The sequence below is a fragment of the Streptomyces sp. NPDC085900 genome, assembly GCF_044540925.1.
Taxonomy (GTDB): domain Bacteria; phylum Actinomycetota; class Actinomycetes; order Streptomycetales; family Streptomycetaceae; genus Streptomyces; species Streptomyces gilvifuscus.
On the sequence record NZ_JBITSP010000015.1, the window covers coordinates 35,767 to 57,964 of the forward strand.

General features: G+C 68.3%; 20 protein-coding genes. 10 read left to right on the plus strand and 10 right to left on the minus strand.

Features of this window, described 5'->3' with window-relative positions; translation table 11 throughout:
- The first annotated feature begins 209 nt into the window (after window positions 1–209).
- On the plus strand, window positions 210–1,652 hold the full coding sequence (locus ACIGDI_RS37450; RefSeq protein ID WP_399906490.1) for a CCA tRNA nucleotidyltransferase: 1,443 nt from the start codon (window positions 210–212) through the stop codon (window positions 1,650–1,652).
- Between the two features lie 98 nt (window positions 1,653–1,750).
- On the opposite strand, the gene ACIGDI_RS37455 is transcribed toward ACIGDI_RS37450, so the two are convergent.
- The 4 genes from ACIGDI_RS37455 to ACIGDI_RS37470 all read right to left on the minus strand — a co-directional run bounded on the left by ACIGDI_RS37455 (window position 1,751) and on the right by ACIGDI_RS37470 (window position 5,545).
- Window positions 1,751–2,254: a hypothetical protein gene (locus ACIGDI_RS37455; protein WP_399906493.1), complete on the minus strand. Its 504-nt coding sequence runs from the start codon at window positions 2,252–2,254 to the stop codon at window positions 1,751–1,753.
- Window positions 2,255–2,377: 123 nt separating this feature from the next.
- Complete coding sequence (locus tag ACIGDI_RS37460) at window positions 2,378–3,640, minus strand: MFS transporter (RefSeq protein ID WP_399906495.1); 1,263 nt, start codon at window positions 3,638–3,640, stop codon at window positions 2,378–2,380.
- Between the two features lie 94 nt (window positions 3,641–3,734).
- On the minus strand, window positions 3,735–4,817 hold the full coding sequence (locus tag ACIGDI_RS37465) for an inositol-3-phosphate synthase (RefSeq protein WP_399906498.1): 1,083 nt from the start codon (window positions 4,815–4,817) through the stop codon (window positions 3,735–3,737).
- Between the two features lie 44 nt (window positions 4,818–4,861).
- The gene (locus ACIGDI_RS37470; protein ID WP_399906501.1) at window positions 4,862–5,545 is read right to left on the minus strand and encodes a helix-turn-helix transcriptional regulator; all 684 of its coding nucleotides are present in this window, start codon (window positions 5,543–5,545) and stop codon (window positions 4,862–4,864) included.
- A gap of 352 nt (window positions 5,546–5,897) precedes the next feature.
- Here ACIGDI_RS37470 and ACIGDI_RS37475 point away from each other — a divergent pair, with 352 nt between their 5' ends.
- Window positions 5,898–8,558: a transglycosylase domain-containing protein gene (locus tag ACIGDI_RS37475; RefSeq protein ID WP_399906504.1), complete on the plus strand. Its 2,661-nt coding sequence runs from the start codon at window positions 5,898–5,900 to the stop codon at window positions 8,556–8,558.
- 133 nt (window positions 8,559–8,691) lie between these two features.
- Entirely contained in the window at window positions 8,692–10,200 is a 1,509-nt protein-coding gene (locus tag ACIGDI_RS37480; RefSeq protein WP_399906506.1) for a glycosyltransferase family 87 protein, read from the plus strand.
- A gap of 112 nt (window positions 10,201–10,312) precedes the next feature.
- Here the strand turns inward: ACIGDI_RS37480 and ACIGDI_RS37485 are convergent, their stop codons facing one another.
- The 3 genes from ACIGDI_RS37485 to ACIGDI_RS37495 all read right to left on the minus strand — a co-directional run bounded on the left by ACIGDI_RS37485 (window position 10,313) and on the right by ACIGDI_RS37495 (window position 13,059).
- A complete protein-coding gene (locus ACIGDI_RS37485; protein WP_399906508.1) occupies window positions 10,313–11,344 on the minus strand; it encodes an alanine racemase in 1,032 nt (343 codons plus the stop codon).
- A 95-nt stretch (window positions 11,345–11,439) separates the two neighbouring features.
- Complete coding sequence (gene femX, locus ACIGDI_RS37490; RefSeq protein ID WP_200703078.1) at window positions 11,440–12,561, minus strand: peptidoglycan bridge formation glycyltransferase FemX; 1,122 nt, start codon at window positions 12,559–12,561, stop codon at window positions 11,440–11,442.
- 180 nt (window positions 12,562–12,741) lie between these two features.
- Window positions 12,742–13,059 (minus strand): hypothetical protein, encoded by a 318-nt coding sequence (locus ACIGDI_RS37495; protein WP_399906511.1) that lies wholly within the window; start codon window positions 13,057–13,059, stop codon window positions 12,742–12,744.
- Window positions 13,060–13,322: 263 nt separating this feature from the next.
- Between ACIGDI_RS37495 and rpsF the strand changes: the two genes are divergently transcribed.
- The 4 genes from rpsF to rplI all read left to right on the plus strand — a co-directional run bounded on the left by rpsF (window position 13,323) and on the right by rplI (window position 15,059).
- Window positions 13,323–13,613, plus strand: coding sequence for a 30S ribosomal protein S6 (gene rpsF / locus ACIGDI_RS37500; protein WP_005482942.1), 291 nt, complete (start codon window positions 13,323–13,325; stop codon window positions 13,611–13,613).
- Window positions 13,614–13,688: 75 nt separating this feature from the next.
- Window positions 13,689–14,276: a single-stranded DNA-binding protein gene (locus ACIGDI_RS37505; protein ID WP_200703076.1), complete on the plus strand. Its 588-nt coding sequence runs from the start codon at window positions 13,689–13,691 to the stop codon at window positions 14,274–14,276.
- 81 nt (window positions 14,277–14,357) lie between these two features.
- The gene (gene rpsR / locus ACIGDI_RS37510; RefSeq protein ID WP_003949403.1) at window positions 14,358–14,594 is read left to right on the plus strand and encodes a 30S ribosomal protein S18; all 237 of its coding nucleotides are present in this window, start codon (window positions 14,358–14,360) and stop codon (window positions 14,592–14,594) included.
- An 18-nt stretch (window positions 14,595–14,612) separates the two neighbouring features.
- Complete coding sequence (gene rplI / locus ACIGDI_RS37515; protein WP_142153548.1) at window positions 14,613–15,059, plus strand: 50S ribosomal protein L9; 447 nt, start codon at window positions 14,613–14,615, stop codon at window positions 15,057–15,059.
- Between the two features lie 140 nt (window positions 15,060–15,199).
- On the opposite strand, the gene ACIGDI_RS37520 is transcribed toward rplI, so the two are convergent.
- Entirely contained in the window at window positions 15,200–16,537 is a 1,338-nt protein-coding gene (locus tag ACIGDI_RS37520; RefSeq protein ID WP_399906516.1) for an MATE family efflux transporter, read from the minus strand.
- Between the two features lie 458 nt (window positions 16,538–16,995).
- On the opposite strand from ACIGDI_RS37520, the gene dnaB reads away from it, so the two are divergent.
- Both dnaB and ACIGDI_RS37530 read left to right on the plus strand, forming a co-directional pair.
- Window positions 16,996–18,474: a replicative DNA helicase gene (gene dnaB / locus ACIGDI_RS37525; RefSeq protein WP_142153544.1), complete on the plus strand. Its 1,479-nt coding sequence runs from the start codon at window positions 16,996–16,998 to the stop codon at window positions 18,472–18,474.
- A 62-nt stretch (window positions 18,475–18,536) separates the two neighbouring features.
- The gene (locus ACIGDI_RS37530; RefSeq protein WP_399906519.1) at window positions 18,537–19,922 is read left to right on the plus strand and encodes a serine hydrolase domain-containing protein; all 1,386 of its coding nucleotides are present in this window, start codon (window positions 18,537–18,539) and stop codon (window positions 19,920–19,922) included.
- 92 nt (window positions 19,923–20,014) lie between these two features.
- Here ACIGDI_RS37530 and ACIGDI_RS37535 read toward each other — a convergent pair whose 3' ends face one another.
- Together ACIGDI_RS37535 and ACIGDI_RS37540 are read right to left on the minus strand one after the other, a co-directional pair.
- Window positions 20,015–20,467, minus strand: coding sequence for a GNAT family N-acetyltransferase (locus tag ACIGDI_RS37535; protein WP_399906522.1), 453 nt, complete (start codon window positions 20,465–20,467; stop codon window positions 20,015–20,017).
- A 32-nt stretch (window positions 20,468–20,499) separates the two neighbouring features.
- Window positions 20,500–21,366: a GNAT family N-acetyltransferase gene (locus tag ACIGDI_RS37540; protein WP_399906524.1), complete on the minus strand. Its 867-nt coding sequence runs from the start codon at window positions 21,364–21,366 to the stop codon at window positions 20,500–20,502.
- A gap of 190 nt (window positions 21,367–21,556) precedes the next feature.
- On the opposite strand from ACIGDI_RS37540, the gene ACIGDI_RS37545 reads away from it, so the two are divergent.
- Window positions 21,557–22,189 carry an HAD family hydrolase gene (locus tag ACIGDI_RS37545; RefSeq protein WP_399906526.1) on the plus strand — a complete coding sequence of 211 codons (633 nt, stop codon included), beginning with the start codon at window positions 21,557–21,559 and terminating at the stop codon, window positions 22,187–22,189.
- Window positions 22,190–22,198 lie beyond the last annotated feature (9 nt).

The following is a 22,198-nucleotide window of genomic DNA, read 5'->3' on the forward strand; positions in this document are numbered from 1 at the left end:
CGATGCGCGCTGAGGGTAAGTGCCGCGGTCCGCTCCACAAGATCGGCCGGCGGCGCCGAGCTGCCCTGTATATGCATGTATAGAGGGGAACGGTGTCGTAGGTCACCACCAACGGTCTTGGGCGGTTATCGAAGCAGACGTCCCCGGCCGAGTTGTGCGCGATCAATGGAGGCGCCCCGGGTCCCCCGGGACACGTACTCTCTTCTGTTGTGCCGAACGCCAACGAAGACAACCCCCGTGCCCAGAGTGAGGTGCCGCACCGCATGTCGAGTGAGCAGCTGTCGGTGGCTCCCGTCGCCGATGACCTCGCCCGTCGCTTCCAGGAGGCAGGCTTCTCGCTCGCCCTGGTCGGCGGCTCGGTTCGGGACGCGTTGCTCGGCCGGCTCGGCAACGACCTCGACTTCACGACCGACGCGCGGCCCGAGGACGTCCTGAAGATCGTGCGGCCGTGGGCGGACGCCGTCTGGGAGGTCGGTATCGCCTTCGGGACCGTAGGCGCGCAGAAGGACGGCTACCAGATCGAGGTCACGACCTACCGGTCGGAGGCCTACGACCGGACGTCACGCAAGCCCGAGGTGTCGTACGGCGACTGCATCGAGGAGGACCTCGTCCGGCGTGACTTCACGGTGAACGCGATGGCTCTCGCGCTCCCGGAGAAGAAGTTCATCGACCCGCACGACGGGCGTGCCGACCTGACGAGGCGCGTGCTGCGCACCCCGGGCACCCCCGAGGCGTCCTTCTCCGACGACCCGCTGCGGATGATGAGGGCCGCCCGGTTCGCCGCGCAGCTCGACTTCGACGTGGCTCCCGAGGTCGTGACGGCCATGAAGGAGATGGCCGCGCGCATCGAGATCGTCTCGGCCGAGCGAGTGCGGGAGGAGCTGAACAAGCTGATCCTGTCCGCGAACCCGCGCAAGGGCCTGACGCTGCTCGTCGACACCGGTCTCGCGGACCACGTGCTGCCCGAGCTCCCGGCCCTGCGTCTGGAGAGCGACGAGCACCACCGTCACAAGGACGTCTACGAGCACACCCTCATCGTCCTGGAGCAGGCGATCGCCCTGGAGAAGGACGGACCCGACCTGACCCTGCGCCTGGCCGCGCTCCTGCACGACATCGGCAAGCCGCGCACGCGCCGGTTCGAGAAGGACGGACGGGTCTCGTTCCACCACCACGAGGTGGTCGGGGCGAAGATGACGAAGAAGCGGATGGCCGCGCTCAAGTACTCCAACGAACTGGTGAAGGACGTCTCACGTCTGGTCGAACTCCACCTGCGCTTCCACGGATACGGCACCGGCGAGTGGACGGACTCCGCCGTCCGCCGCTACGTCCGAGACGCCGGCCCGCTCCTCGACCGCCTCCACAAGCTCACCCGCTCCGACTGCACGACCCGCAACAAGCGGAAGGCGGCGGCGCTCTCGCGCGCCTACGACGGCCTGGAGGAGCGCATCGCCCAGCTCCAGGAGCAGGAGGAACTGGACGCGATCCGCCCGGACCTCGACGGCAACCAGATCATGCAGATCCTCGGAGTGGGGCCGGGCCCCGTCATCGGCCAGGCGTACAAGCACATGCTGGAACTGCGTCTGGAAAGCGGCCCCATGGACGAGGAAGCCGCCACGCGAGCACTCAAGGAGTGGTGGGCCGAGCAGAGCTGAGGGCGCGAAAAAGGGGTCATGTTTCACGTGAAACATGACCCCGGGATGAGCCGAGGGGCGGTGTTTCACGTGAAACACCGCCCCTCGGTCTGCTCGACCTACTTCTTGTAGTCCTTCAGGCAGAGCAGGAAGTCGCTACCGTCACCGCTCTGGGTGTAGGAGTACTGGAAGTCCTTCGCGGCGGCGGTGCACTTCGTCTCGGCCTCGGTCTGGCCGAACTTGCCGCTGATCTTGGCCAGCACCACGTACTGGGCCTTCGTGTCGCTGCACTTCACGACCTCGAGGTCCGGGTTGGTGTCGTTGGCGCTGCCGCGGTGCATGCAGTCACCGACCTTGGCCGTGTCGGCGTCGTCCTGGCCGGATATGAACTTGTAAGCACCGAAGCCCAGGGCGACGGCGATCACCAGGATGATACGGATCGCCTTGAAGCTGAGCTTGCGGCTCCGCTGCGGGGGAATCGGCGCGTACGGCGCGGTGCCCTGCGGGGGGAACCCAGGCTGACCCGGCTGCTGCGGGTAGCCGCCCTGGGGCGGGTACGGAGCCTGTCCCTGCGGCTGCTGTCCCTGTGCGAACGGGTTCTGACCCTGGGGCGGAGTGGACACGGTGGGTTCCCCCTGGAGAGTTGGTGAATGCTCTGTATAAGAGCGGCGTAAGACGCAGGTAAGTTACCGGCCACCACTGACACTCCTGTCACCGGGAGGGACTCTGTGGCCTTGATGTGACACTTACCGAAGGCCAAAGCGGGCCATAGCCGCCGCAACCGCCGTGTAGATGACGGCGACCGTGATCACCAGCGGGGCTGAGCGGCCGTCCGGCGGCAGCATCAGGGCGGCCACCGCGGCGGCGCCCACGAAGGCGACGTTGAACAGGACGTCGTAGACGGAGAAGACCCGGCCGCGGAAGCCGTCGTCGACCGAGGACTGCACCACGGTGTCGGTCGCGATCTTCGCTCCCTGCGTGGTCACTCCGAGGACGAACGTCGCGACCAGCATCGGACCGATGGCGAACGGCAGGCCGAGAGCGGGTTCCAGGAGCGCCGCCGTGGCGGCGCAGACGACGATCCAGCGGCCCGGGCCGAGGCGCCCCGCCGCCCAGGGCGTCAGCACGGCCGCCGCGAAGAAGCCGGCGGCGGACGTCCCCAGCGCCAGCCCCAGCAGGCGCAGTCCCTCCTCGGTGGTCGAGGAGAAGGCGTACCGGCACAGCATCAGCAGCATCACCAGCAGGGCCCCGTAGCAGAACCGCATCAGGGTCATCGCGACGAGAGCCCAGGCCGCCTCCCGGCGGGGCGGGGCGGCGAGGTGGCGTATCGCCCCGGCCAGGTCGCGTGCGGTGCCGGTGAGCGCCGCGGCCAGGCGGGGCTGGATCAACTCCGGATCAGGGCCTAGCTGTTCGGCCCCGAGGCGCAGGGCCGCGAGCGCCCCGCACAGGTACAGAAGCGCGCCCAGCAGGACCACGGCGGCGTCGGAGTCGGCCACCACAAGCCGTACGACGAAGGCGAGTCCGCCACCGGCGGCCGCGGCGAGGGTGCCGGCGGTCGGGGAGAGGGAGTTCGCCAGCACGAGCCGTTCGGCGTCCACGACACGTGGCAGGGCGGCGGACAGGCCCGCCAGGACGAAGCGGTTGACGGCGGTGACGGACAGGGCGGAGACGTAGAAGAGCCAGTCCGGGGCGTGACCGAGGATCAGCAGGGCCGTCGCGGAGGCCATCAGGGCCCGCAGCAGGTTGCCGTAGAGGAAGACCTGGCGGCGGCGCCAGCGGTCCAGGAGGACGCCGGCGAAAGGGCCCACGAGGGAGTACGGCAGGAGCAGGACCGCCATGGCGGAGGCGATGGCGGCGGCCGAGGTCTGCTTCTCTGGCGAGAAGACGACGTAGGCGGCGAGCGCGACCTGGTAGACGCCGTCCGCGCCCTGGGAGAGCAGCCGTACGGCGAGCAGGCGCCGGAAGTACCGGAAGCGGAGCAGGACGCGCAGGTCACGGACGACGGCCATGGAGCACAGCCTCACACAGGCGAGGGTCCCCGGGTGGAGTACCCGGGGACCCTCGGAGCCCTGGCAGGAGCGTTTTCAGTGCGGGGGCGCGTGGTTAGCGCTCGACCTCTCCCCTGATGAACTTCTCGACGTTCTCACGGGCCTCGTCGTCGAAGTACTGCACCGGCGGGGACTTCATGAAGTACGAGGACGCCGACAGGATGGGGCCGCCGATGCCGCGGTCCTTGGCGATCTTCGCGGCGCGCAGCGCGTCGATGATGACGCCGGCCGAGTTCGGGGAGTCCCAGACCTCGAGCTTGTACTCCAGGTTCAGCGGGACGTCACCGAAGGCGCGGCCCTCGAGGCGGACGTAGGCCCACTTGCGGTCGTCCAGCCAGGCCACGTAGTCGGACGGGCCGATGTGGACGTTCTTCTCGCCGAGGTCCCGGTCGGGGATCTGGGAGGTGACGGCCTGCGTCTTGGAGATCTTCTTGGACTCCAGGCGCTCGCGCTCGAGCATGTTCTTGAAGTCCATGTTGCCGCCGACGTTCAGCTGCATGGTGCGGTCGAGGATGACACCGCGGTCCTCGAACAGCTTCGCCATGACGCGGTGCGTGATGGTGGCGCCGACCTGGGACTTGATGTCGTCACCGACGATCGGGACGCCCGCCTCGGTGAACTTGTCGGCCCACTCCTTGGTGCCGGCGATGAAGACCGGAAGGGCGTTGACGAAGGCGACCTTGGCGTCGATGGCGCACTGGGCGTAGAACTTCGCCGCGTCCTCCGAACCCACCGGGAGGTAGCAGACGAGTACGTCGACCTGCTTGTCCTTGAGGATCTGGACGACGTCGACCGGCTCGGCCTCGGACTCCTCGATGGTCTCGCGGTAGTACTTGCCGAGGCCGTCGAGGGTGTGGCCGCGCTGGACGGTCACGCCGGTGTTCGGCACGTCGCAGATCTTGATGGTGTTGTTCTCGGAGGCGCCGATCGCGTCCGCGAGGTCGAGGCCGACCTTCTTGGCGTCGACGTCGAACGCGGCGACGAACTCCACGTCGCGCACGTGGTAGTCACCGAACTGCACGTGCATCAGGCCGGGAACCTTCGACGCCGGGTCGGCGTCCTTGTAGTACTCGACTCCCTGAACCAGCGACGCGGCGCAGTTGCCCACGCCGACGACGGCTACGCGAACCGAACCCATTCCGGCTGCTCCCTGTGTGTACGAGTGAGGCCCTGACTGGGCGCTCACGTGGCGGTGTCGTCGGGCGTATCCGCGCCGGGGTTGTCCCCGGAACGGGGCAGGCCGCCCGTCGATCCATGTGTGGTGTCCTGCTGAGCGGGCCCCCCGGAGTCGGAACCACGAAGGTCCCGTCCGGCCCGCTCGCTCTCGATGAGCTCGTTCAGCCAGCGCACTTCGCGCTCCACGGACTCCATCCCGTGGCGCTGGAGCTCAAGCGTGTAGTCGTCGAGTCGCTCCCGGGTGCGTGCGAAGGAGGTGCGCATCTTCTCCAGCCGCTCCTCCAGCCGGCTGCGGCGGCCTTCCAGCACCCGCACGCGTACGTCGCGCGACGTCTGTCCGAAGAAGGCGAACCGGGCGGCGAAGTGCTCGTCCTCGTACGCGTCCGGACCGGTCTGCGAGAGCAGCTCCTCGAAGTGCTCCTTACCTTCCGCCGTCAACCGATAGACGATCTTGGCGCGACGCCCTGCGAGTGTTGCGGCGAGGGCGTCCTCCGGAGAGGTCCCCGGCTCCTCGATCAACCAGCCGTTGGCGACCAGCGTCTTGAGGCAGGGGTAAAGGGTTCCGTAGCTGAACGCACGGAACACACCCAGCGAGGTGTTGAGCCGTTTGCGCAGCTCGTAGCCGTGCATCGGGGACTCGCGGAGCAGGCCGAGGACGGCGAACTCGAGGATGCCGGAACGCCGGCTCATCCGCTCGCCTCCTCGCTTTATCTCGCTCCGATGTATCGACTCGATACATCAAGACGATAGAACGGCCTTCCGGATGCGACAAGTGGGGAGACGGTGAACGGGATCACATCACTTATTCATCAGGGGCAAGTTGCCTGATTTGGGGTGAACTTGTGTGCTCGGCGGGTTTTGACGGTGCGTAGTCTGTGCGCCATGGACACCACCGGGAGCCGAGTGACGAATGGGGGCGTCGGCTTTCCGGGGTCGGTACGGATGAATGCGGGATCGACCACATCCGTACTTCGGGGGGACCGGAAACCAGCCGCCGTTTCCAGGCGCGCAAGGGTGCGCCTGCCCGAGGAGTAGTCGTTCGATGAGCGAGCACCGTCGCAAACCGCCGCAGCCGCAGGGAGGCGGACGTGCCGCGGCCCGACGCGGCCAGTCCGGCTCGTCCTCCGGCCGCCGCGCGGCACCGCGAGGCGCCACCGGGTCCCCGGCCGATTACGGGCTGGGACAGCAGCCGGTTGAGGAGGAGCGGTCGTACAGCGGCCGCGCCGAGGCCCGGCGCGCGGCACAGAGAAGTACAGGAAGTCGCCGCAGGGCGCCCGAGCCCGCCCGCGGAGGTCGACGCGGTGCGCCGCCCGGCGGGCCGGGCAGGGGCCGCGCGGCTCCTCCCGGCAAGAAGCGGATCATCGACTATCCGCGCGCGGGCAAGTACGGGGCGGCGCGCTGGGTGCCGTCGTGGAAGCTCGTCACCGGGCTCTTCATCGGGTTCTTCGGCAGCATGGTGGCCGCGGCGGGCATCGCCTACGCCATGGTGGGCGTCCCGGACCTCGCCAAGACCGCCACGGCCCAGAACAACGTCTTCTACTGGTCCGACGGCAGCGAGATGGTCGCCACGGGTGGCGAGACCAACCGTCAGATCGTCAACCTCTCGCAAATTCCGAAGGAGATGCAGTACGCCGTCATCTCCCAGGAGAACAAGACCTTCTACACGGACAGCGGCATCGACCCCAAGGGCATCGCCCGCGCCCTGTTCAACATGGCCCGTGGCGGTGAGACGCAGGGCGGCTCGACCATCACCCAGCAGTATGTGAAGAACGCGATGCTGGCCGACCAGTCCCAGACGGTCTCGCGGAAGTTCAAGGAGATCCTCGTCTCGATCAAGGTGGGCTCCACCATGAAGAAGGACGAGATCATGCAGGGCTACCTGAACTCCGCGTACTACGGGCGCGGGGCCTACGGCATTCAGGCGGCCGCGCGCGCGTACTTCAACAAGGACGCCGTCGACCTGGATGCCGGCCAGTGCGCCTTCCTGGCGGCGATGCTGAAGGGTGCCACGTACTACGACCCGGCGGGTGCGACGTCCTTCGACGAGGCCGCCACTCCCCAGGCCAACCAGAAGCGGGCCCTGGCACAGATGCAGAACACCCTGGACAAGATGGTCCAGTACGGCCATCTGAGTGCGTCGGAACGGGCCAAGTTCACCACGCTCCCCAAGTGGCAGAACCCTCGCTCCAACAACAAGCTGAGCGGTCAGGTCGGCTACCTCGTCGACCTCGCCAAGGCGTATCTCGTCAACAAGAAGATCCTCACCTCCGACCAACTGGAGACGGGCGGCTACTCGATCTACACGACCTTCGACAAGAAGAAGGTCAAGCAGCTCCAGACCGCGGTCACGAACATCCAGAAGGCCAACATCAAGCCCAAGCAGCGCCCGAAGACGGACACGCACGTCCAGTTCGGCGGAGCCTCCGTGGATCCGACGAGCGGGGCCATCGAGGCCATCTACGGCGGTGGGGACGCGACCAAGCACTTCACGAACAACGCCGACTCGACCGGTGCCCAGGTCGGGTCGACCTTCAAGCCGTTCGTGCTCGCGGCGGCCATGAAGTGGGGCGTGCGCGACCCTGAGGGCCCGGAGGAGCAGCCGCAGGACGAGCGCACCCAGGTCTCGCCCAAGAGCCTCTACAGCGGCAAGAACAAGCTCAAGATCAAGGAGTACAACGGCGACTTCTGGAAGGACGACAAGGGCAAGGAGTGGCTCCAGACCAATGACGGCAACGAGTCGCTGGGCAACCCGCCGGACTACCGGATCGACCTCCGCGAGGCGATGCAGTTCTCGGTGAACTCCGCCTATGTCCAGCTGGGCATGGACGTCGGCCTGGACAAGGTCAAGGAGTCCGCGGAGGACGCGGGCATCCTGCCGGGCAGCCTCGCCGGTACCAGCTTCCCGTCGTTCTCCATCGGTATCTCCGATCCCAGCGCGATCCGGATGGCGGGCGCGTACGCCACGTTCGCGTCCAGTGGCGAGCAGCGTGATCCGTACTCCGTGCAAAGGGTCACGAGCAGAGACGGGACGGTCTACAGCCACAAGGTCGTGAGCAAGGAGGCGTTCACGCCGCAGGTCGCCGACAACGTCACGGACGTCCTGAAGACCGTGGTCGACAAGGGAACGGGTACCAGCGCTCGGCTTACGGGTCGGCAGGTGGCCGGCAAGACCGGTACCACCGACGGCAACAAGTCCGCCTGGTTCGTGGGCTACACCCCGCAGCTGTCCACGGCGATCACCATGTTCCGGCTGGACGACAACGAGAAGAACAAGCAGCGCGAGTTCCTGGAGATGTACGGGACCGGCGGCCAGGAGAAGATCCACGGTGCCTCGTTCCCGGCCGAGATCTGGCACGACTACATGGAGCAGGCGCTGAAGGGCCGGCCGGCGAAGGACTTCCCGACGCCGGAGCCCATCGGTGAGATCGTCAACGACGTGCCCAGCCCGACGCCGAGCATCACGCCGAGCGAGACGGCGACGAGCCCGACGCCGAGTCCGACGCCCAGCGAGACGCTGACCAGCCCCTCGCCCTCGCCGAGCGAGTCCTGCAAGTTCAGCTGGCAGTGCAGCACCAACGGCGGCACGGACACCGGCGGGACGGACGGAGGCGTGACCCCGACACCGACGGCCACGGACACCTCAGGGACCGGGAACACGAGAGGGAACGGCAACGGAGGCCTCTTCGGGGGCTCGGGCGGCTAGCCGCCAAAACGCCCAGCACGGGTGTTTCACGTGAAACACGCAAATGTGTTTCACGTGAAACAAGGGCCGCCGCACCTGAGAGGGTGAGGCGGCCCTCGGCGTATTCCCAGACATGTACGGCAGGATGTGCGACATGCCCAGCGCAGAATCGACGCAAGCGAGCGTGCACGAGCCGGACACGGTGCGTCCGACCAGGGAGGACCCGGTCGCCCGGTCCGGCAGTGAGCTGATCGGCGGCCCCCTCGGCCGACGGGCCCTGCTCGGAATGTCCTGGTGGACCCCCGTCCGGGTCGTCGCGCTCGTCGCGATCGGCATGTTCGCCCTCGGAATGATCCAGAAGGCGCCCTGCTACAACAGCGCCTGGTTTTTCGGTGCCAGTTCGCAGTACACGAAGGCCTGCTACTCGGACATTCCGCACCTCTACCAGGGACGCGGCTTCGCCGACGGGCTCGTGCCGTACTTCGACAAGCTCTCCGGCGACATGCCGTACCTCGAATACCCGGTGCTGACCGGTGTGTTCATGGAGGTCGCCGCATGGCTCACGCCGGGCAGCGGCAGCATCCAGGACCAGGAACAGTGGTACTGGATGGTCAACGCCGGGATGCTGATGGTGTGCGCGGCGGTCATCGCGGTCTGTGTGGCCCGTACGCAGGCCCGTCGGCCCTGGGACGGCCTGCTGGTCGCCCTGGCGCCCGCCTTCGCGCTGACCGCCACCATCAACTGGGACCTGCTGGCGGTCGCTCTGACGGCCGCGGCGATGCTGATGTGGTCCCGGGGCCGCTCCCTCGCCTTCGGCGTCCTCCTGGGCCTTGCCACGGCCGCCAAGCTGTATCCCGTCTTCCTGCTGGGCCCGCTGTTCCTGCTGTGCTGGCGAGCGGGCAAGTGGCGGGACTTCGGCAGAGCGCTGGGCGGCGCGGTCGTCTCCTGGCTCGTGGTGAACCTGCCGGTGATGTTCTTCGCCTGGGACGGCTGGGTGCAGTTCTACAAGTTCAGCCACGACCGGGGCGTGGACTTCGGATCCTTCTGGCTGATCCTGGCCCAGCACTCCACCGACCCGCTGTCCACCGACACGGTCAACAACATCGCCACGTCACTGGTGGTGCTCTGCTGCGTCGGCATCGCGGTGCTCACCATGACGGCCCCCCGTCGACCGCGCTTCGCCCAGCTCGCGTTCCTGATCGTCGCGGTGTTCATCGTCACCAACAAGGTCTACTCGCCCCAGTACGTCCTGTGGCTCGTCCCGCTGGCCGTCCTGGCCCGCCCCAAGTGGCGGGACTTCCTGATCTGGCAGGCGTGCGAGGTCGTGTACTACCTCGGGATCTGGATGTACCTCGCGTACACGACCAGCGGGGACGCCCACAAGGGCCTGCCGGAGGTCGGCTACCAGTGGGCGGTCGGCGTACACCTGCTGGGGACGCTCTACCTGTGCGCCGTCGTCGTACGCGACATCCTCATGCCGGAGCGGGACCCCGTGCGCAGGGCGGGCGACGACGACCCCTCAGGGGGCGTGCTGGACGGTGCCGAGGACGTGTTCGTGGTCGGCGCGGCGGCCCATCCCCCGCGGCACGCGGCCCACTTCGAGGGACAGCAGGTGGAGTGGGGCGGCCAGGGGACGGCGTCCCCGACGGACGGTTCGCTCTGAGCGAACACGTCGTAGAAGGGCCACACGAAAGGCCGTACACGAAGTGCTCGTGTACGGCCTTTCGGCTGCTCCGGGTCTGTTGCTCAGCGGTCTCCCGACCGCCGTATGCCGGTCAGCGGTCGACGATCCGGTCGAACTGCGTGGTGGTGTGCCGCAGATGGGCCACCAGTTCCTCGCCGACCTTCGGCTCGGGCGCGTCCGCCGGCACGAACAGGATGGAGACCTGCATGTGCGGCGGCTCGGCGAACCAGCGCTGCTTGCCCGCCCAGACGAACGGAGAAAGGTTCCGGTTCACCGTGGCCAGGCCGGCCCTGGCGACGCCCTTGGCGCGCGGCATGACGCCGTGCAGCGCCTTGGGGGCCTCCAGGCCCACCCCGTGCGACGTACCGCCCGCCACGACCACCAGGAAGCCGTCCGAGGCCGCCTTCTGCTGGCGGTAGCCGAAGCGGTCGCCCTTGGCGACGCGCGTGACGTCCAGGACCGCCCCGCGGTACTCGGTGGCGTCGTGGTCCCCCAGCCACAGCCGGGTGCCGATCCGGGCGCGGAAGCGGGTCTGCGGGAACTGCTGCTGCAGCCGGTGCAGTTCGTCGGCCTTGAGGTGGCTGACGAACATCGTGTGCAACGGCAGCCGGGCCGCGCGCAGATGGTCCATCCAGCCGATGACCTCCTCGACGGCGTCCGAGCCGTCCGTGCGGTCCAGCGGCAGGTGGATGGCGAAGCCTTCGAGGCGCACGTTCTCTATGGCGGCGTGCAGCTGCGGGAGGTCTTGGGCGCTGATGCCGTGGCGCTTCATCGAGGACATCACCTCGATGACCACCCGGGCGCCCACGAGGCCGTACACGCCGTCGATGGACGACACCGAGCGGATGACCCGGTCCGGCAGCGGCACGGGCTCCTCGCCACGCCGGTACGGCGTCAGCACCAGCAGGTCTCCGCCGAAGAAGTCCTTGATGCGCGCGGCCTCGTACGTCGTGCCGACGGCGAGGACGTCCGAGCCCAGCCGCGTGGCCTCCTCCGCCAGGCGCTCGTGCCCGAAGCCGTAGCCGTTGCCCTTGCAGACCGGGACGAGGCCCGGGAACTGCTCCTGCACCTGCTTGTGGTGCGCCCGCCAGCGCGCGGTGTCGACGTAGAGCGTGAGCGCCATGGCCGGACCTGGAACCTTTCTGGTGGCTGCGGTGTAGCAGAGGTATGAGAGCTATTGAAGCGAAGGACGCGGCCTCAGCGGCGCGACACGGGGATTCAGCGGCGTGACATGTAGATGTCGAGCGCCTTGTGGAGCAGCTTGTTGAGCGGGAAGTCCCACTCGCCGAGGTACTCGGCGGCCTGGCCGCCCGTGCCCACCTTGAACTGGATCAGGCCGAAGAGGTGGTCGGTCTCGTCCAGCGAGTCGGAGATGCCGCGCAGGTCGTACACCGTCGCGCCGAGCGCGTAGGCGTCGCGGAGCATCCGCCACTGCATCGCGTTGGAGGGCCGGACCTCGCGGCCGATGTTGTCGGAGGCGCCGTAGGAGTACCAGACGTGCCCGCCGACGATCAGCATGGTCGCCGCCGACAGGTTCACGCCGTTGTGCCGGGCGAAGTACAGCCGCATGCGGTTGGGGTCCTCGGTGTTGAGGGCCGTCCACATGCGCTGGAAGTACGACAGCGGGCGCGGCCGGAAGTGGTCGCGCACGGCCGTGATCTCGTACAGCCGCTGCCATTCCTCGAGGTCCTGGTAGCCGCCCTGGACGACCTCGACGCCGGCCTTCTCGGCCTTCTTGATGTTGCGGCGCCACAGCTGGTTGAAGTTCTTGTGGACCTCTTCCAGGGAGCGGTTGGCCAGCGGTACCTGGAAGACGTAACGGGGCTGCACGTCACCGAAGCCGGCGCCGCCGTCCTCGCCCTGCTGCCAGCCCATGCGGCGCAGCTTGTCGGCCACCTCGAAGGCCCGCGGCTCGATGAAGTCGGCCTCGATGTCCCGCAGCCGCTTCACGTCCGGGCTCTGGATGCCCTGCTTGATGGAGTTGGCGTCCCAGCGGCGGATGATCACCGGCGGGCCCATCTTCACCGAGAAGGCGCCCTGGTGCTTGAGGTGGGCGAGCATCGGTTCCAGCCACTCGGTCAGATTCGGCGCGAACCAGTTGATGACCGGGCCCTCGGGCAGGTAGGCGAGGTAGCGCTTGATCTTCGGCAGCTGGCGGTAGAGGACGAGACCCGCGCCGACCATCTCACCGGTCCGCTCGTCGAACCAACCCAGGCTCTCGGACCGCCACTCGGCCTTGACATCGGCCCAGGCCGGGACCTGCATGTGGCTCGCCGCCGGCAGGCTCTGGATGTACGCCAGATGCTGCTCGCGGCTGATCGTCCTCAGGGTCAGGCTCATGTCGGGGCGCTCCTCGGGCTGGTGTGTCCCCATGGGTACAGGGGCTCCGGCTCTGGGGCCGAAGCCTACTGCGCCTTGCGCGCGCCCCGGCTGGGCGTACGGAACCCACGCCCCGGCTCATGGGCCGCCGGGGCGTTGCGTGGTGCTTTGTGTCGAGTTGGGGAGCCGGTGTCCCTGGCGTCAGCCGCCGATGAGTCCGCCGAAGAGGCCACCGTGCGCCATGCCGAGGAAGAAGCCCACGCCGGAGGCGCCGAGACCCAGGATCAGTCCGAAGCGCTCGCGTGTCGTCTCCGAGATCCACTGGCCGTACGCACCGGTGAGGATGCCCACCAGGCCGGCCCAGGAGGCCAGCAGGTGCAGCTGGTCGAAGAAGCCCGTCACGAACGCCGTCACACCGAGCACCAGGGTGACCGCCGTCAGCGTGTCCTGGATGGGGTGGGGCTTTCCGTCCGTGGCGAAGAGGCCTCCGGCGGTGTTGGGTCGCAATGCCTGTGCCATGGGGCACCTCCTGCGAAAGGCGGCGCATCGTAGCGCCATACACACCCGATGTGTACAGACTGACGGGCTCCCGGGCCGGATTTCAACCGGAAGCCGGTGTACGGGTAGTCTGTACCGTCTGCATTGGTGTCTGCCCAGCCCCGATCGGGTAAACCGCGAGGTCACCCCGATTGTCAGTGGCGGCCGATACCGTTGCGTACGCATCACGACCCTCCTGCCACGGAACGACCGTGGCCGCTGAGTCCAAAGGAGGTGGGTTCCACATGCGTCACTACGAGGTGATGGTCATCCTCGACCCCGATCTGGAGGAGCGCGCTGTCGCCCCCCTGATCGAGAACTTCCTCTCCGTCGTCCGTGAGGGCAACGGCAAGGTCGAGAAGGTCGACACCTGGGGCCGTCGTCGTCTCTCGTACGAGATCAAGAAGAAGCCTGAGGGCATCTACTCGGTCATCGACCTGCAGGCCGAGCCTGCGGTCGTCAAGGAGCTCGACCGCCAGATGAACCTGAACGAGTCGGTCCTCCGGACCAAGGTCCTCCGCCCCGAGACCCACTGAGCTTCCGCTCAGCCGATCTCGGGATTCGAGTAGCAGCACAAGCAGCCAGCAGCAAACCCGCCGAGAGGTTCCCCCATGGCAGGCGAGACCGTCATCACGGTCGTCGGCAATCTTGTCGATGACCCCGAGCTGCGCTTCACCCCTTCCGGTGCGGCGGTCGCGAAGTTCCGTGTCGCGTCCACCCCCCGCACCTTCGACCGTCAGACGAACGAGTGGAAGGACGGCGAGAGCCTCTTTCTGACCTGCTCGGTCTGGCGTCAGGCGGCGGAGAACGTCGCCGAGTCGCTCCAGCGAGGCATGCGCGTCATCGTGCAGGGCCGGCTGAAGCAGCGGTCCTACGAGGACCGTGAGGGTGTCAAGCGCACGGTCTACGAGCTGGACGTCGAGGAAGTCGGCGCCAGCCTGCGCAACGCCACGGCCAAGGTCACCAAGACCGCCGGTCGCGGTGGGCAGGGCCAGGGCGGTTACAGCGGCGGTGGCGGCGGCCAGGGTGGCGGCGGCTGGGGCGGCGGCTCCGGTGGCGGCCAGCAGGGCGGCGGCGCTCCCGCCGACGACCCGTGGGCGACCGGCGCTCCCGCCGGTGGCAACCAGGGCGGCGGCGGTGGCTGGGGTGGAAACTCCGGCGGCGGTGGCGGCGGCTACTCGGACGAGCCCCCCTTCTAGCCCTTCGGGTCCGGATCTCCGGGCCTGTTGGGTCGAGGGCGGGTCGTTACCCAAACTTCTTGATCACACAGGAGATACACCATGGCGAAGCCGCCTGTGCGCAAGCCGAAGAAGAAGGTCTGCGCTTTCTGCAAGGACAAGGTCACGTACGTGGACTACAAGGACACGAACATGCTGCGGAAGTTCATTTCCGACCGCGGCAAGATCCGTGCCCGCCGCGTGACCGGCAACTGCACGCAGCACCAGCGTGACGTCGCCACGGCCGTCAAGAACAGCCGTGAGATGGCGCTGCTGCCCTACACGTCCACCGCGCGTTAAGGAAAGGGTGACTTACGCATGAAGATCATCCTGACCCACGAGGTCTCCGGCCTCGGTGCCGCGGGCGACGTCGTCGACGTCAAGGACGGTTACGCTCGCAACTACCTGATCCCGCGGAAGTTCGCTATCCGCTGGACCAAGGGTGGCGAGAAGGACGTCGAGCAGATCCGTCGCGCTCGCAAGATCCACGAGATCCAGACCATCGAGCAGGCCAACCAGGTCAAGGGCCAGCTCGAGGCCGTCAAGGTCCGTCTGGCCGTCCGCTCCGGCGACGCCGGTCGTCTCTTCGGTTCCGTCACCCCGGCCGACATCGCTTCCGCGATCAAGGCTTCCGGTGGCCCCGAGGTCGACAAGCGCCGCATCGAGCTGACCGCTCCCATCAAGACCCTGGGCGCACACGAGACGTCCGTGCGTCTGCACCCCGAGGTTGCCGCCAAGGTCAACATCGAGGTCGTCGCGGCGTGACGCTGCGCTCGGCTTGAGCAGCTTCGGCTGTAGAGCTGGGAAGGGGCCGTACCCGTGGGGTACGGCCCCTTCTGCATGGGCGTGATGTTTCACGTGAAACGGTCAGTGAGGCAGACCCTGCGATGTTTCACGTGAAACCGTCACCGAGTCGCCCCGGTCACCAGCCAGCGCCCGGAGCGGGCTCGCAGCCACAAGGTCAGCATCCGCACCGTCATCATCAGCGTCATGGCGGCCCACAGCGCGGTCAGTCCACCGCCCATTACGGGGACGAGCAGCGCGACCGGTGCGAAGATCGCCAGCGTGACCAGCATGGCCTTCGCCAGGTACGGTCCGTCTCCCGCGCCCATCAGGACGCCGTCGAGGACGAAGACGACCCCGCAGATGGGCTGCGAGAGCGCCACGATCACCAGAGCGGGCAGCGCCACGTCCTTCACGGTGGAATCGCTGGTGAACAGCGGCAGGAACACCGGCCTGGCCAGCACGACCAGCGCTCCGAGGATGACGCCGACCGCGAGGCCCCACTCCACCATGCGACGGCACGCCTGACGGGCGCCCACGGCATCGTCCGCGCCGAGATAGCGCCCGATGATCGCCTGGCCGGCGATGGCGATGGCGTCCAGAGCGAAGGCGAGCAGACTCCACAGGGAGAGCACGATCTGATGTGCCGCGATGTCGGCGTCCCCTAGACGAGCGGCGACGGCGGTGGCGATCATCAGGATCGCCCGGAGGGAGAGCGTGCGGACCAGGAGAGGTGCGCCGGCCTGAGCCGAAGCCCTGATGCCGGACGTGTCTGGTCGCAGGGAGGCTCCGTGCCTGCGGGCTCCGCGGACGACCACCGCCAAGTAGACGGCCGCCATGCCGCACTGTGCGATCACCGTGCCCCAGGCGGAGCCGGCGATACCGAGGCCGGCGCCGTAGACGAGGCCCGCGTTGAGGACGGCGTTGGTGACGAAGCCCGCGACGGCGACATAGAGCGGGGTCTTCGTGTCCTGCAGTCCACGCAGGACGCCGGTCGAGGCGAGGACGACGAGCATGGCCGGGATGCCGAGGGCCGAGATCCTCAGGTATGTGGTCGCGTAGGGGGCCGCTGTGTGGGAGGCGCCGAAGAGGTCCACGATGGCCGGTGCGGTGGGAAGGATGACGGCGATCACGAGGGCACCGAGAAGGATCGCCAGCCAGATTCCGTCCATGCCCTGGCGGATGGCCGCTGGGAGATCACCGGCGCCGACGCGTCGCGCGACCGCCGCCGTGGTGGCGTAGGCGAGGAAGACGAAGACGCTGACCGCGGTGGTGAGGAGGGCCGAGGCGACCCCCAGGCCGGCGAGCTGGGCCGTGCCGAGGTGGCCGACGATCGCGCTGTCGACCATGACGAAGAGAGGCTCGGCGACGAGTGCGCCGAAGGCCGGGACGGCCAGGGCGACGATCTCTCGGTCGTGCTGTCGCCGGGTGCCCCTGGAGGTCGCGGGAGCCTGTGTCATGTGCACCAATGTAATCGTCCACAGGTAAGAGATGCAAAGCGTGAGTGACCATTACCTCCCGTCTCTTCGTGCGCTCATTCGCGCGCCGTTCGACACGATCTTGGCCCGACTGGGGAAGTTTTTCTTCTGCACAGCCGGTGGACGGCAAATGGGCAGGTCAGAAGGGTTACGGCGGACGGGGCGCGAGCTTGTTCACAGGGCTGTCCACCGTGTCGTGCACAGGTTTCGCGGAGTTCTCCACAGCATCCGGGCCGTCGTCCACATGGCCTGTGGATAACCAGATTGGCTGACGGTGCCCGCGGGCCTACCGTGGTCCGGCGCCCACTCCGTGCGTCGGCCGGGAAAGCAGCACAAAACCGACGCGCCAGAACCGGAGTTGGGCCTCTCATTTGTCAGTGCCGTGCCGTAGAACTATGGGCACGGCTAGGTCCGCTCGGCGGACGGGAGGAGGTGGCTCGGTGAGTATTTCCGAGCCCTTGGACGACCCGTGGGCCGACAGCGGTCCCAGCGATCGTCTGCCCGCCTCCCGCCGACGCGGTGACGGCGGCCGGAGTCGCGGCGAACAGCACGACCACGGCCGGGACGAGAGCGGCTGGGACGGCGGGGGCACGGCCTTCGAGCGCGTCCCGCCGCAGGACCTCGACGCCGAGCAGTCCGTGCTCGGCGGCATGCTGCTGTCCAAGGACGCCATCGCCGACGTCGTCGAGATCATCAAGGGCCACGACTTCTACAAGCCCGCCCACGAGACGATCTTCCAGGCGATCCTCGACGTCTACGCCAAGGGCGAGCCCGCCGACCCCATCACGATCGCCGCCGAGCTCACCAAGCGCGGCGAGATCAACAAGGTCGGCGGCGCATCGTATCTGCACACCCTCGTCCAGACGGTGCCGACGGCGGCCAACGCCGAGTACTACGCGGAGATCGTGCACGAGCGCGCGGTCCTGCGCCGGCTGGTGGAGGCCGGCACGCGCATCACGCAGATGGGATACGCGGCCGACGACGACGTCGACGAGATCGTCAACCGCGCCCAGGCCGAGATCTACGCGGTCACCGAGCAGCGCACCAGCGAGGACTATCTGCCGCTCGGCGACATCATGGAGGGCGCCCTCGACGAGATCGAGGCGATCGGTTCCCGCAGCGGCGAGATGACCGGTGTGCCCACCGGCTTCACGGACCTCGACTCGCTCACCAACGGTCTGCACCCCGGCCAGATGATCGTCATCGCGGCCCGTCCCGCGATGGGTAAGTCCACGCTCGCACTGGACTTCGCGCGCGCGGCCTCGATCAAGCACAACCTGGCCAGCGTCATCTTCTCCCTCGAAATGGGGCGCAACGAGATCGCGATGCGTCTGCTGTCGGCCGAGGCGCGCGTGGCCCTGCACCACATGCGGTCCGGCACCATGACCGACGAGGACTGGACGCGCCTGGCCCGCCGGATGCCCGAGGTGTCCTCCGCGCCGCTCTACATCGACGACTCCCCGAACCTGTCGATGATGGAGATCCGCGCCAAGTGCCGCCGGCTCAAGCAGCGCAACGACATCAAGCTCGTGATCATCGACTACCTGCAGCTGATGCAGTCCGGCGGTTCCAAGCGCTCGGAGAGCCGTCAGCAGGAGGTCTCGGACATGTCCCGTAACCTCAAGCTCCTGGCCAAGGAGCTGGAGGTCCCGGTGATCGCGCTCTCGCAGCTCAACCGTGGCCCCGAGCAGCGCACCGACAAGAAGCCGATGGTCTCCGACCTGCGTGAGTCCGGCTCCATCGAGCAGGACGCCGACATGGTGATCCTGCTGCACCGCGAGGACGCCTACGAGAAGGAGTCGCCGCGCGCGGGCGAGGCCGACATCATCGTGGGCAAGCACCGAAACGGTCCCACGGCTACGATCACCGTCGCCTTCCAGGGTCACTACTCGCGGTTCGTGGACATGGCGCAGACCTGACCGGCGCCGCCCGGGCGCAAATGAACTCGACTACCAGGCGTCCCGCGGGATGGACTGGGGCCATGACGACACCCCAGGAAGAGCTGCTCCCCGGCACGCGCAGGGCGCTGCTGCACCGCATCGCCGTGGCCCAGGCCGAAGGACGTGCGCCGTCGCTCGTGGCGACGGTGGTGCGGGGCGGGCGGCCCGTGTGGCACGGTGCGCGAACGTCGGTGGACGGGCACGGGCCGGACGAGAACGTGCAGTACCGCATCGGCTCGATCACCAAGACCTTCACCGCCGTTCTGGTGCTGCGCCTGCGCGACGAGGGGCTTCTCGACCTCGGTGACCCGCTGGAGAAGCATCTGCCCGGCACCGGCGCGGGGGAGGCGACCGTCGCCGATCTGCTGGCCCACACGGGCGGGCTGGCCGCCGAGTCGCCCGGGCCATGGTGGGAGCGCACACCGGGATCCCTGCGGCCGGAACTCGCCGATGTGCTGGGCGAAGGCCCGCTGCCGCATCCGGTGGGCCGCCGCTTCCACTACTCCAACCCCGGCTACACCCTGCTGGGGGCACTCGTCGAGAAGCTGCGCGGGGCACCTTGGGAAGAGGTCCTCCGGCGCGAGGTGCTGGAACCCCTGGGGCTGGACCGTACGACCGTCCACCCCCGGGCGCCCCACGCGGGCGGCTGGGCGGTGCACCCCTGGGCCGACGTCATGTTGCCCGAGCCCAGCGAGGACCTGGGACGCATGGCGGCGGCCGGCCAACTCTGGTCCACCACCGGAGACTTGGCGAAGTTCGCGGTGTTCCTGACGCAGGGGGACGACCGGGTGCTGAACGCCGGGAGCGTGCGCGAGATGCGGACGCCCGCGGCACCGGCGGAGGCCGCGGACGTCATGGACGGGACGTCGTACGGCCTCGGGATGCAGATCCAGGGGCGGCACGGCCGGCTGCTCGTGGGCCACTCGGGCTCGCTGCCGGGCTTCCTCGCGAATCTCACCATCAGCGTCGAAGACGACGTCGCGGCCGTCGTGCTGGCCAACTGCACCTCCGGTCCGCTGGTGTCCACCGTGGGCGCCGATCTCGTGCGCATCGTCGCCGAGGCGGAACCGCGTATCCCCGAGCCGTGGCGGCCGATGCGTGAAGTCGACCCGGACGTACTGGAGTTGGCCGGCCAGTGGTACTGGGGCACATACGGCTTCGCCCTGCGGCTCACGGCCGACGGGCTCGTCTCGCTGGAGCCGCTGTCCGGCACCGGCCGCCGCTCACGCTTCCGGCCGAACGGCGACGGCACCTGGACCGGCCTGGAGGGCTACTACGCCGGAGAGCCCCTGAAGGCCGTACGGCGGCCGGACGGGACCGTGAGCCACCTGGACCTCGGCTCCTTCGTGTTCACCCGTCAGCCGTACGACGAGGAGACTTCCGTGCCGGGTGGGGTGGACCCGGACGGATGGCGGGGGATCGGATAGTGCGGCGGCGTGGTGTCGTGCCCTGTTTCACGTGAAACAGGGCCTTCTCCCCACGCGTTCCGTCCCGTCGCCGCTCGGCCTCACCAAGGGCTTCACAGGGGGAGTTTGAAGCCCACGTGTGAGGCCGTGAAGCCGAGTCGCTCGTAGAAGCGGTGGGCGTCGGTGCGGGTGTTGTCTGAGGTCAGCTGCACCAACTGGGAGCCCTCCCGACGGGATGCGTCGATCGCCCACTCGATGAGCTGCGTGCCCAGCCCGCTGCCCCGCTCGTCCGCGTGGACGCGAACGGCTTCGATGATCGACCGGGTGGCGCCGTGCCGGGAGAGCCCGGGGATGATCGTGAGCTGAAGGGTGCCGACGACACGGTGCTCGCGTACGGCGACGACCAGGTGCTGGTTCGGATCGGACGTCAGCCGTTCCAGCGCGGCGAGGTAGGGAGCCAGATCGTCCGGTGACTCGCGTTGGGCACCGAGCGGGTCGTCGGCGAGCATCGCGACGATCTCGGGGACGTCGTCGGCCGTGGCGGGCCGTATCTCAAGATCTCCCATGGCAGGCACCCTATGCCGACCGGCGGGAGACCTCAGCCCGCCGCGACCGTCAGAGGAGCGAAGCGCCTGGTCCAGTCACCGGGGAGGTCCGGGACCCGGTGGGTCATGACCGAGTTGAAGGCGACGGAGGCCAGCCCCCGTTCCTTCGCCCAGGACAGCAGCTCTTCGTGGCGTACGTCGATGTCGGTTCGCAGGGGGCGGTCGGTGAGCGCCGCGAGTGAGGTGATGAGGGCCTTCGCCGTCGCCGTGTCGCGCGCGATCAGCGGACCGACGACATGGGTGTCCATGTTGGGCCACACGGCCGCGTGTCCGATGAGCCGGCCGTTCTCCTCGGCGACCCGCAGATGGTCGGCGAAGGCGGGAAGCCGGGCGATGACGTGGGTGCGGTCGGTGCCGAAGACCTCCTCGTCCAGCCTGAGGACGGCCGTGAGGTCCTCCGCGGTCGCGGCGCGGGTGACGGTATCGGGCTCGGTCCCGTCGGGAACGAACCGTCCGCGCAGCATCTCGGCTCGGCCCGTCACCTTGAAGCCGAGCTCCTCGTACAGCGGACGGCCGTTCGGCGTCGCGTGCAGGGTGAGCGGGGTGGTGCCCGTGGCCGAGACGATGTGCCGCATCAGATGCCGTCCGACACCCTGACGGGCATGCCGTTCGGCGACCAGCACCATGCCGATGGCCGCGAGGTCGGGGCGGTCCGGCCGTCCGTACTCGGTGACGACGCAGGCGCTGACGAGGCCGCCGTCGGGGTCGTCGATGCCGTACCCCTTCCCGGCCGTCAGGAGGAGGCTCCATTTGTGTTCCTCGCGTGGCCACCCCCGGTCCTCGGACAGGTCGGCGCAGGCGGCGAGATCGCGGAGCGTCAGACGGCGGATGGGCAGGGCGGTGAGGGAAGGCGTCGGCACGCAGGTCAGGCTGTCCGACCGCTGCCCTCGCCGTCCACCTCTTTCCGGTGGGACGAGGAAGCTTTTGGCCATGTCGTGGCCAACTGCACAGGAGGTCGACAGCTGCTGTTCGTTTCACGTGAAACCCCCGCTCGGCGGATCGGGCCGCGGCCATCGGGCGTACCAACCCCGGCGATTAGCCTCATGCCTCATGGCGAGACTTCATCTCTTCGACCTGGACGGCACGTTGCTGCGTGGCACGACGTCGCCTGTGGAGATCTCACGGCAACTGGGACTGGAAGCCGAGGCCCGGGCGCTCGACGAAGCGATCTCGGCGGGGCTGATAGGGCCACCGGAGTACGCGGCCCAGGTCCACGCGCTCTGGTCGGGACTGACCGAGGCCCATGTGACGGCCGCTTTCGACGGGGCCCCGTGGCTGGAGCGGATCAGGGAGGTCTGGGCGTCGATCCGACGGCAGGGCGGATACTGCGCCGTCGTGTCGCTGTCGCCGTCGTTCTTCGTGGAGAAGCTCCTCGGCTGGGGTGCCCACGCCGCGCACGGGTCGCGCTTTCCCGCTGTGCCGTTCACCGAGCCGGTGGACCCGACCGGGGTACTCAGCGCGGCGGCCAAAGTCGAGATCGCCGACCGGCTGTGCGCGGAGTTCGGAGTGACGAGGGACGACTGCGTGGCCTACGGGGACTCCCTGTCCGACAGGGACCTGTTCGGCGTGGTGCCGGTCTCCGTGGCGGTCAATGCGGACAGCCATCTGTCAGGTCTCGCGACCCACTCCTACCTGGGCGGCGATCTGTGGGAGGCGTATGAGCTGGTGCGCCATGATCGGTAGCTGACCGGC

Coding starts and splice junctions, on each gene's coding strand:
- ACIGDI_RS37485 (WP_399906508.1), bottom strand. CDS start 11,344: ATGGCGCTCACGCTCTACGTCGACACCGCGCGCTGGCGGGCGCACCAC.
- ACIGDI_RS37505 (WP_200703076.1), top strand. CDS start 13,689: ATGGCAGGCGAGACCGTCATCACGGTCGTCGGCAATCTTGTCGATGAC.
- rplI (WP_142153548.1), top strand. CDS start 14,613: ATGAAGATCATCCTGACCCACGAGGTCTCCGGCCTCGGTGCCGCGGGC.
- ACIGDI_RS37470 (WP_399906501.1), bottom strand. CDS start 5,545: ATGAGCCGGCGTTCCGGCATCCTCGAGTTCGCCGTCCTCGGCCTGCTC.
- ACIGDI_RS37495 (WP_399906511.1), bottom strand. CDS start 13,059: ATGGCACAGGCATTGCGACCCAACACCGCCGGAGGCCTCTTCGCCACG.
- ACIGDI_RS37545 (WP_399906526.1), top strand. CDS start 21,557: ATGGCGAGACTTCATCTCTTCGACCTGGACGGCACGTTGCTGCGTGGC.
- ACIGDI_RS37530 (WP_399906519.1), top strand. CDS start 18,537: ATGACGACACCCCAGGAAGAGCTGCTCCCCGGCACGCGCAGGGCGCTG.
- ACIGDI_RS37475 (WP_399906504.1), top strand. CDS start 5,898: ATGAGCGAGCACCGTCGCAAACCGCCGCAGCCGCAGGGAGGCGGACGT.
- ACIGDI_RS37460 (WP_399906495.1), bottom strand. CDS start 3,640: ATGGCCGTCGTCCGTGACCTGCGCGTCCTGCTCCGCTTCCGGTACTTC.
- ACIGDI_RS37520 (WP_399906516.1), bottom strand. CDS start 16,537: ATGACACAGGCTCCCGCGACCTCCAGGGGCACCCGGCGACAGCACGAC.
- ACIGDI_RS37480 (WP_399906506.1), top strand. CDS start 8,692: ATGCCCAGCGCAGAATCGACGCAAGCGAGCGTGCACGAGCCGGACACG.
- rpsR (WP_003949403.1), top strand. CDS start 14,358: ATGGCGAAGCCGCCTGTGCGCAAGCCGAAGAAGAAGGTCTGCGCTTTC.
- ACIGDI_RS37465 (WP_399906498.1), bottom strand. CDS start 4,817: ATGGGTTCGGTTCGCGTAGCCGTCGTCGGCGTGGGCAACTGCGCCGCG.
- femX (WP_200703078.1), bottom strand. CDS start 12,561: ATGAGCCTGACCCTGAGGACGATCAGCCGCGAGCAGCATCTGGCGTAC.
- rpsF (WP_005482942.1), top strand. CDS start 13,323: ATGCGTCACTACGAGGTGATGGTCATCCTCGACCCCGATCTGGAGGAG.
- ACIGDI_RS37535 (WP_399906522.1), bottom strand. CDS start 20,467: ATGGGAGATCTTGAGATACGGCCCGCCACGGCCGACGACGTCCCCGAG.